General features: G+C 67.3%; 6 protein-coding genes. 1 reads left to right on the plus strand and 5 read right to left on the minus strand.

Features of this window, described 5'->3' with window-relative positions; all coding sequences use genetic code 11:
* Positions 1 to 3 precede the first annotated feature (3 nt).
* From HDA45_RS39820 to HDA45_RS39840, 5 genes are all read right to left on the minus strand, one after another.
* A complete protein-coding gene (locus HDA45_RS39820) occupies positions 4 to 1,275 on the minus strand; it encodes an ABC transporter substrate-binding protein (protein ID WP_184904381.1) in 1,272 nt (423 codons plus the stop codon).
* 138 nt (positions 1,276 to 1,413) lie between these two features.
* A complete protein-coding gene (locus HDA45_RS39825; RefSeq protein ID WP_184904383.1) occupies positions 1,414 to 3,519 on the minus strand; it encodes an alpha-galactosidase in 2,106 nt (701 codons plus the stop codon).
* 189 nt (positions 3,520 to 3,708) lie between these two features.
* Positions 3,709 to 4,146 carry a PPOX class F420-dependent oxidoreductase gene (locus HDA45_RS39830; RefSeq protein WP_184904385.1) on the minus strand — a complete coding sequence of 146 codons (438 nt, stop codon included), beginning with the start codon at positions 4,144 to 4,146 and terminating at the stop codon, positions 3,709 to 3,711.
* Positions 4,146 to 5,111 carry an RNA polymerase subunit sigma-70 gene (locus HDA45_RS39835; RefSeq protein WP_184904387.1) on the minus strand — a complete coding sequence of 322 codons (966 nt, stop codon included), beginning with the start codon at positions 5,109 to 5,111 and terminating at the stop codon, positions 4,146 to 4,148. Before HDA45_RS39835 ends, HDA45_RS39830 begins: the two co-directional genes overlap by 1 nt.
* 100 nt (positions 5,112 to 5,211) lie before the next feature.
* On the minus strand, positions 5,212 to 6,159 hold the full coding sequence (locus HDA45_RS39840; RefSeq protein WP_184904389.1) for a methionyl-tRNA formyltransferase: 948 nt from the start codon (positions 6,157 to 6,159) through the stop codon (positions 5,212 to 5,214).
* A 137-nt stretch (positions 6,160 to 6,296) separates the two neighbouring features.
* Between HDA45_RS39840 and HDA45_RS39845 the strand changes: the two genes are divergently transcribed.
* On the plus strand, positions 6,297 to 7,640 hold the full coding sequence (locus HDA45_RS39845; RefSeq protein WP_184904391.1) for a lysine N(6)-hydroxylase/L-ornithine N(5)-oxygenase family protein: 1,344 nt from the start codon (positions 6,297 to 6,299) through the stop codon (positions 7,638 to 7,640).
* Positions 7,641 to 7,683: the final 43 nt, after the last annotated feature.

A 7,683-nucleotide genomic window follows, 5' to 3' on the forward strand; every position in this document is an offset into this window, starting at 1 on the left:
GGGTCAGCGCGCCTTCGCCCACTCGGCGTCCAGGAACGCGCACGCGTCGGCCACCGGCTTGCGGCCGGTGATGACGTCCTGGGCTGCCTGGTAGACCTTGTCCTTCATACCCGGCAGGAGCCCGTCATCCGCGGTCTCCCAGCTGAAGGCGTTCACGACAGCGTTCTTCGCCACGGCTTCCTTGTAGAGTTCGTAGCCCGCTTTGAAGACCGGGCCGGCGTCGGACGGCGGCGTGTAGCCCTTGATCGCGGGGAACAGGCCGTCGGCCTTGACCGAGGCGTCGATCTGCTCCTTGTCGAGCTGGAACGCGAGCGCGAACTTCCGCGCCGCGTCGAGCTTCGGGGACTTCGCGTTGACGACGATGCCGCCACCGGTATACGCGGGAACGACGAGTTTCCCGTCTTCGGAAGGGAAGTTGAAGACACCGATGTCGAACGACGGCTTCTTGGCATCGGCGCTGGCGGCGAACCAGTTGCCCATCGGGTACATGGCGCCTTCGCCGTTGAGGAAGGCCGCCTCGGTCGCCGAGTAGTCCCGCGAGACCTGCGTCTTGTCGAGGTAGCCCTTGGCCACCAGATCGGCGAACTTGCCGAACGCCTGCTGGAAGGCCGGGTCGGTGAACTTGACCTTGTCGGCCCGCCGCTGGGAAAGCCAGTCCGGGGTCTTGCCGTAGACCTCGACACTGACCAGGCCGTCCAGCAGCATCGCGGACGGGAACCCCTCCTTGCCGCCGCCGATGGTGAACGGCGTGATGCCCTTCGCCTTCAGTTTCTCCGACGCGGCAAGGAGTTCTCCCCAGGTCGCCGGTGCCGACGTGATGCCGGCGTCGGCGAAGAGCTTCTTGTTGTAGTAGATCGGCGGGATGGTCTGGGTGTTGGCGGGCAGCTGGTGGTGCCCGCCCTTGATCGGGTTGGCGGCGGGGAACTGGAAGTCCTTGAGCTCCTCGGGCGTCCACGCGTAGAGGTTGCCCGATTCGGCGAAACCGGCCGAGTCGACGGCGATCGCGACGTCGGGGAACTGCCCGGACTGCAGCAGCTGCTTGGCGTACCCGGTGCGATCGGTCGACGGGGCGACCAGTTTTTTCACGCTGAGACCGGGATTGCGGTCCGTCACGCGTTTGATGGCCGAGTCCCAATAGAACGGAGGCAGGTTCGGGGTTTCGAAAGTCAGGAAGGAGATCTCGCCGCCGGAAGTGCTCGTCCCGCCGCCGACCGTGCAGCCGGTGAGGCTCGCGGCGATGAGTAGTGCCGCTCCCCACGCGAAGGACCTTCTCATACCCCAGTCACCCTTCTCAAAGCGATGCACGGCGTCTCATATACGACGGCATTCGATCGGATGTCTAGAGGGTTGTCAAGCGGCCGGATGCCTCTTTTGTCGCTCGAAATGGGCGATACATCTGATCTATCGCGGCACTCAGACCTTGCTTAGCCGGATCACCGCACTGGCGAAATCGCCGGCCGGCAGACCCGCGAACAGGCCGTGTGCCAGGAGCGCGGCGCCGTGCCGCACCTTCCCGGTGTCCTCGTCGCGGTAACGCGCGGCGGGGTCGAGGCCGTCGAGCCGGACCGGTCGTTCGGGAGTGGGAAAATGTGCCGCTTGCCGGAACACGAACACGACAGAGCGTCCGCCATCGGCTGAGACGTACTGCAGCGCGGAGACACCGTCGGTGGACGGTGGCACCAGCCGGTAGAGCCTGCCGTGCTGGACGATCGGCCGGATCTCCTTGTACACAGCGATCTGTTCGCGGGCGTAAGCCAGGTCCTCCTCGAACCATTCGACGATGTCGCCGCCGACGCCGAGCACCCCCGCCATTGCGACGTGGAACCGGAACCGCAGCGGGGTGGAGCGGTGCGTGACGAAATTGGGATCGTCGGTGACCCACGCCGACATCGCGCGTGCCGGGTACACCTGCCCGTAGCCGTGCTGGATGACGAGCCTGTCGAGCGCGTCGGTGTTGTCGGAGGTCCAGACCTGGTCCGTCCTGGCCATGATCCCGAGATCGATCCGCCCGCCGCCGCCGCTGCACGCCTCGATCCGCAGGCCGGGATGTCCGGCGCGCAGACGGTCCATGATCCCGTAGACGGCGCGGGTGTGCTCCACCCACAGCCTGTCCGGATCACCGTCGGCGGGCCAGCCCGCTTCACTGAACGGGCGGTTCATGTCCCATTTCAGGAAGTCGATCCCGTGTTCGCCGACGAGGGAGTCGAGGCTGTCGAAGGCCCACTCGGCGACGTCGGAACGGGCGAAATTGAGCACCAGCTGCTGCCGGAGCTCGGACCGCGTCCTTTGTGGATAGTGCAGGACCCAGTCCGGATGCGCGCGGTGGAGATCACTGTCCGGGTTGACCATCTCGGGCTCGACCCAAAGGCCGAACTTCATGCCGAGCCGGTGCACTTCGCCGACGAGTGGTCCGAGGCCGTCGGGGAACTTGGCGGGGTTGACGTGCCAGTCGCCGAGGCCGGCGTGGTCGTGGTTCCGGGCGCCGAACCAGCCGTCGTCCATCACGAACAATTCGACTCCGAGCGCCGCCGCCTGTTTCGCCAGCGCGCGCTGCCCGGCTTCGGTGACATCGAAACCCGTTGCCTCCCAAGAGTTGTAGAGCACCGGCCGGAGCTCGTCCGGATGCGGGAGGACGTGACCGATCGTGTACGCGTGCCATGCGCGGCTCGCGGCGCCGAATCCGCCGTCGGTGTACAACCCGGCGAAGACCGGTGTGGTGAGCGTTTCGCCGGGGGCGAGCCGGGGGACGACGCCGTCTTGGCCGAAGCCGCCGGTCACGGTGAGACGCCCGGTGGACGAGCGGGTGGTGGTGATCCGCCACGAACCGCTCCACGCGAGTGCGGCGCCGTAGACCTCGCCGTGCCGCTCGGTCGCTTCACCGTCGTCGAGCATCACCCACGGATTGGCGTGATGGCTGGTTATGCCGCGCCTGCTGCCGAAGGTGGTTTCGCCGTGCGGCACCGGCTCCCGGAGCAGCTGGCTCTCGGCGGCCCAACGGCCGGTGACGTGGCTGATCCGGTAGTCCGGCCGGACCGGCACGACCCAGGTCGCCGAATCGGCCCGGATGACTTCGATCGGGCCTTCCTTGCCGTCGTGCATCAGCTCGGTCCAGCGCTCGATGACGTCGGTGCCCGCCGGGACGCGGTAGCCGAGCGTGACGCGCAGGGGGTAGTGACGATCGCGGAAGTGGACGCGCAGCTGCCCGTCGTCGATGTCGTGGGAGAGATACCGCCACTCGAGGGCGCGGGTCCCGTCGGCGAACCGGACCTGGAGGGCGGGAGTCCAGTAGCGGGTCCCGCCGTCGGCGGCGAGTTCGTCCAATCCCTCGTTGGGATCGTTGAAGGCGTCCCAGCGCGCTTTGGTCTCGGGGATGACGTCGGTGAGTTGCTCACTGGTGAGCGGCGGACCCCAGTAGACGTGGGAGGGCGTGTCGTCCTCGGTCAGCCTGAGCGCGTAGCTCGTGGCTGCCGTGCGGATGAGCCAGGAACGGGTGCTCTCGTCGAAAACGATCTCGGCCACGTGGCCATCCTGGCCCCGGATGAGGGCCGGGGCCAGGTGACTCCCGCTCGGCGGTACACCCGGAACTCGCGTGATCAGAACCGGAACTCGCGTGATTGAACCCGGAACTCGCGTGTGCGGCGCCCCGTCACGTGAGATCCGCCTCTGATCACGCGAGTCCCGGGTTCAATCACGCGAATCACGTCTCGCTCAGCCGCCGACCTTCGCGATCGCCACGATGTTCTCGGGCCGCACCCGCACGATCACCTTCCCCGGTGACGTCGCGTAAGCCAGCCACCCGTCGATCGCCTCCGGCCCGGCCTCCCCGAGGTAGCGCTCGGCGATCAACGCCGAACCGGCGCGGACCCCCTCGGGATCCGAAACGATCTCCGCGATCCCCTCGACACTCACGAACGAGTACGGTGGGCGCGGATCGTCGGCGACCACCGAAACCCGCGGATTCTCCTTGAGCGCCTTGCCTTTGACGGTGTCCGTGCCCAGGTTGACCAGGATGTCGTCCCCGTCGAGGGCGAACCAGACCGGGACGGCGTGCGGCCTGCCGTCCGGGCGGGCCGTCGCGAAGACGGCGGTACGGGTGCCCTCGGCGAGGAAGGCGCGGCGCTGCTCGTCGGTCATCTTCTCCGGCATTACTTTCCCTCCAGGGTGGCGTCCAGGCCGAAGGCCGGGAACAGGTGACTGTCGAACGTGGTGAACTCGGCGGCCTTGCCGTCCACGACGCGGACGAGGTCGAGTTTGAAGGCGCGGAACTCGGTGTCGCCGGGGCGCCGCAGATACGAGGCGAACGCGGGCATCCGGTTCGCGTCGACGGCGACGGCACGCCATTCGCCCATCGATTCGGCGATCCTGCCGTGCCTGGCGAGGTGTTCGAGCCCGATGTAGCAGTTCGGCTCCGGCGGCATGGTGACGCGGACGTCGTCGCGGACCAGGCTGCTCAACGTGCTGAAATCGCCGCTGTCGTGGGCTTCGATGAGCCGCCGGACCAGTGCGCGTTCCTCTTCGGACGGTGCCGCGGCGGACCAGTCGCCGCGCTGCTGCGGAAGGCGTTCGCGCAGGGTCGCCCGGCCACGCTGCAGCGCGCTGTTCGCGGCGGGGACCGAGAGGTCCAGCAGGGCCGCGGTTTCACTGGCGTGCCAGCCGAGTACGTCGCGCAGGATCAGCACCGCGCGTTGCTGCGGCGGCAGCATCTGCAGGACCGCGAGGAAGGCGAGTTCGATGGTCTCCCTGGCGACGGCGAGCGCGTCCGGCTCGGCTTCGGGCGGGGCGATCTCGTCCAGCAGCCGGTCCGGATACGGCTGGATCCAAGGGACTTCGGCGAACGAGCGCAGCGACGGCACCCGCCGCTCGCTCTTGCGGATCGCGTCGAGGCAGGCGTTGGTCGCGATCCGGTACAGCCACGCGCGGAAGTTCCCGCCGTCGAACGTGTCCAGCCCACGCCAGGCGTTGAGCAGCGCCTCCTGGACGACGTCCTCCGCCTCGTCGAACGAGCCGAGCATCCGGTAGCAGTGGACGTGCAGTTCCCGCCGGTGCCTGCCGGTGAGCGCGGCGAAGGCGGTTTCGTCCCCCGCCTTCGCCGCGGCGATCGTTTCGGTCATGGCGCCTCCCATCGAGTGTTCTTACCCGATGTAACGGCGCCTTTCGGCCGAACTCATCGGTCCCGCGATGACTTTTTTCCCGGGACCTCGAAACCGCCGGTCAGGGGCGAGTGGTGAGGTAGCCGCCCATGGTGCGGAAGTACTCGTTCGCGGCCAGCTCGGTGCCGTCCTCGGTCCGGACACGCTCGATGAGGAGCCCGTGAGACCGCCCGCGCCGCGACTCGGGACCGGCGACGATCACGACGCCTTCACCCTCACGGATGAAGATCCGGCCCGGGGTGCCGCCGTAAAGACCCGTCGACACCGAGGAGCGGACCACACGCAGTTGCTTGCCGCGGTGGTAGGTGAAGGCGTTGGGATACGGGTCGGACTGCGCGCGCACCAGCCGCTCGATCTCGTCGGCGGGCCAGGACCAGTCGATGAGACTGTCTTCGAGGGCGCGCTTGTGGAAGAAGCTGGCCTTCGACCGGTCCTGTTTGACCGGGGTGAAGTCCCCCTTCTCGATGAGCTCGATGGCGTCGGTGGTGATCGGCGCGATGAGATCGACCGTCCGGTGGAAGAGATCGGTGGTCGTGTCCTTCGATCCCACCGGGACGGAACGCTGCAGCACGATGTCGCCCGCGTCGAGGTCGGCGTCCATCATGTGGGCGGTGAGCCCCACTTCCGGCTCGCCGTTGATGAGCGCCCAGATCAGCGGCGAGAAGCCGGCGTAGGCGGGCAGCAGCGAGTCGTGGACGTTCAGCGTGCCGTGGCGCGGCATCTCGAAGATCTCGGGCGGCAGCCAGGTGCGCCAGTTGTTGGCGACGATCAGGTCGAGGTCGGCTTCTTTCAGCTCCGCCAGCAGTTCCGCGTCGTCGGGACGCTGACGCAGCAGGGTGCGGATCCCGTTGGCCTCGGCGAGGTCCGCGACGGAGTCGGCCCAGATCTTCTCGTAGGCGTGGTCACTCTTCGGGTGGGTGACGACGAGGGCGACATCGTGGCCCGCGTCGATCAACGCCCGCAGGGTGCGGTGTCCCCAGGTCTGGTATCCGAACATGGCGACCCGCATGGGACCGGCCTCCTCCTGGTCGAGGGATGAACATCACCACTGAAAGTACTAGTTGAGCCTCACCTAACTTAGGTTAGGGTTCCCTGGTCTTTGTAACGAAGTACCGAGATGCGGCTGAGCCGCGCAAGGGGTTCAAGATGGCACGAGCAGTGGTCGGCGAACGGGTTCCGGTCTACGACGTGGTCGGGGTCGGGTTCGGACCGTCGAACCTGGCGCTCGCCATCGCCGTCACCGAACACAACGCGCTGCCCGGGGCCGAGACCGTCACGGCCCACTTCCTCGAGCGTCAGGTGCGTTTCGGCTGGCACCGCGGGATGTTGATCGACAACGCCACCATGCAGGTCTCCTTCCTCAAGGACCTGGCGACGATGCGGAACCCGACGAGTTCGTTCAGCTTCCTTTCGTATCTGCACAGCAAGGACCGGCTGGTCGATTTCATCAACCACAAGAACCTGTTCCCGTTGCGGATCGAGTTCCACGACTACTTCGAATGGGCGGCGGAAAAGGTCGACGACCTGGTTTCCTATGGCACCGAAGTGCTTTCGGTCACGCCGGTCTTCGACGGCGACGAGATCGTGTTCTTCGACGTTCACGCCCGCACCGGCGGTGAACTGGTGAATCTGCGTGCCCGCAATCTGGTGATGGGCACCGGGCTGCGGCCGAATCTCCCCGAAGGTGTGACGCCGGGCACTCGTATCTGGCACAACAGCGAGATGCTGCACCGCCTCGAGGGCATGGCCGCCGAGGAGCCGCGCCGGTTCGTCGTCGTCGGCGCCGGCCAGAGCGCGGCGGAGGTCAGCGCGCTGCTGCACGACCAATTCCCCCAGGCCGAGGTGTGCGCGGTGTTCGCGCGCTACGGCTACAGCCCGGCCGACGACAGCGCGTTCGCCAACCGGATCTTCGATCCCGAAGCGGTCGGGCGGTTCTACGAGGCACCGGAAGCGGTCAAGGAACGCTTGATGCGTTATCACGGCGCGACCAACTATTCGGCCGTGGACATCGAGCTGATCGACGAGCTGTACCGCCGCGTCTACCGCGAGAAGGTGCAGGGGATCGAGCGGCTCAAGCTGATCAACGTCTCCCGTCCCACCGAGGTCATCGACACCGGATCCGAGGTCCGGGTCACCATCGAGGCGCTGGAGACCGGGGAGCTGACCAGGCTCGACGCCGATTTCGTGGTGTACGCCACCGGGTACAGCCCGGCGGACCCGACGCCGCTGCTCGGCGAACTCGCCTCCGCCTGCCTGCGCGACGACGAGGGCAGGCTCCGCGTCGAACGCGACTACCGGATCGTCACCGAACCACCGCTGGACGGCGGGATCTACCTTCAGGGCGGCACCGAACACTCGCACGGCATCACGTCGTCGCTGCTGTCCAACACCGCCGTCCGGGTCGGCGAGATCCTGGAGTCCATTGTGGACCGGCGCGCCGCTGACGCGTCCCGGCCCGAGTACGCGGTGAGCGGCACCGGGCCCGCCTGACCGGCGTACGACGTTTCGAGCTTTGAACGGTGGAGGCAGACCC

Source organism: Amycolatopsis umgeniensis (genome assembly GCF_014205155.1).
Lineage (GTDB): Bacteria > Actinomycetota > Actinomycetes > Mycobacteriales > Pseudonocardiaceae > Amycolatopsis > Amycolatopsis umgeniensis.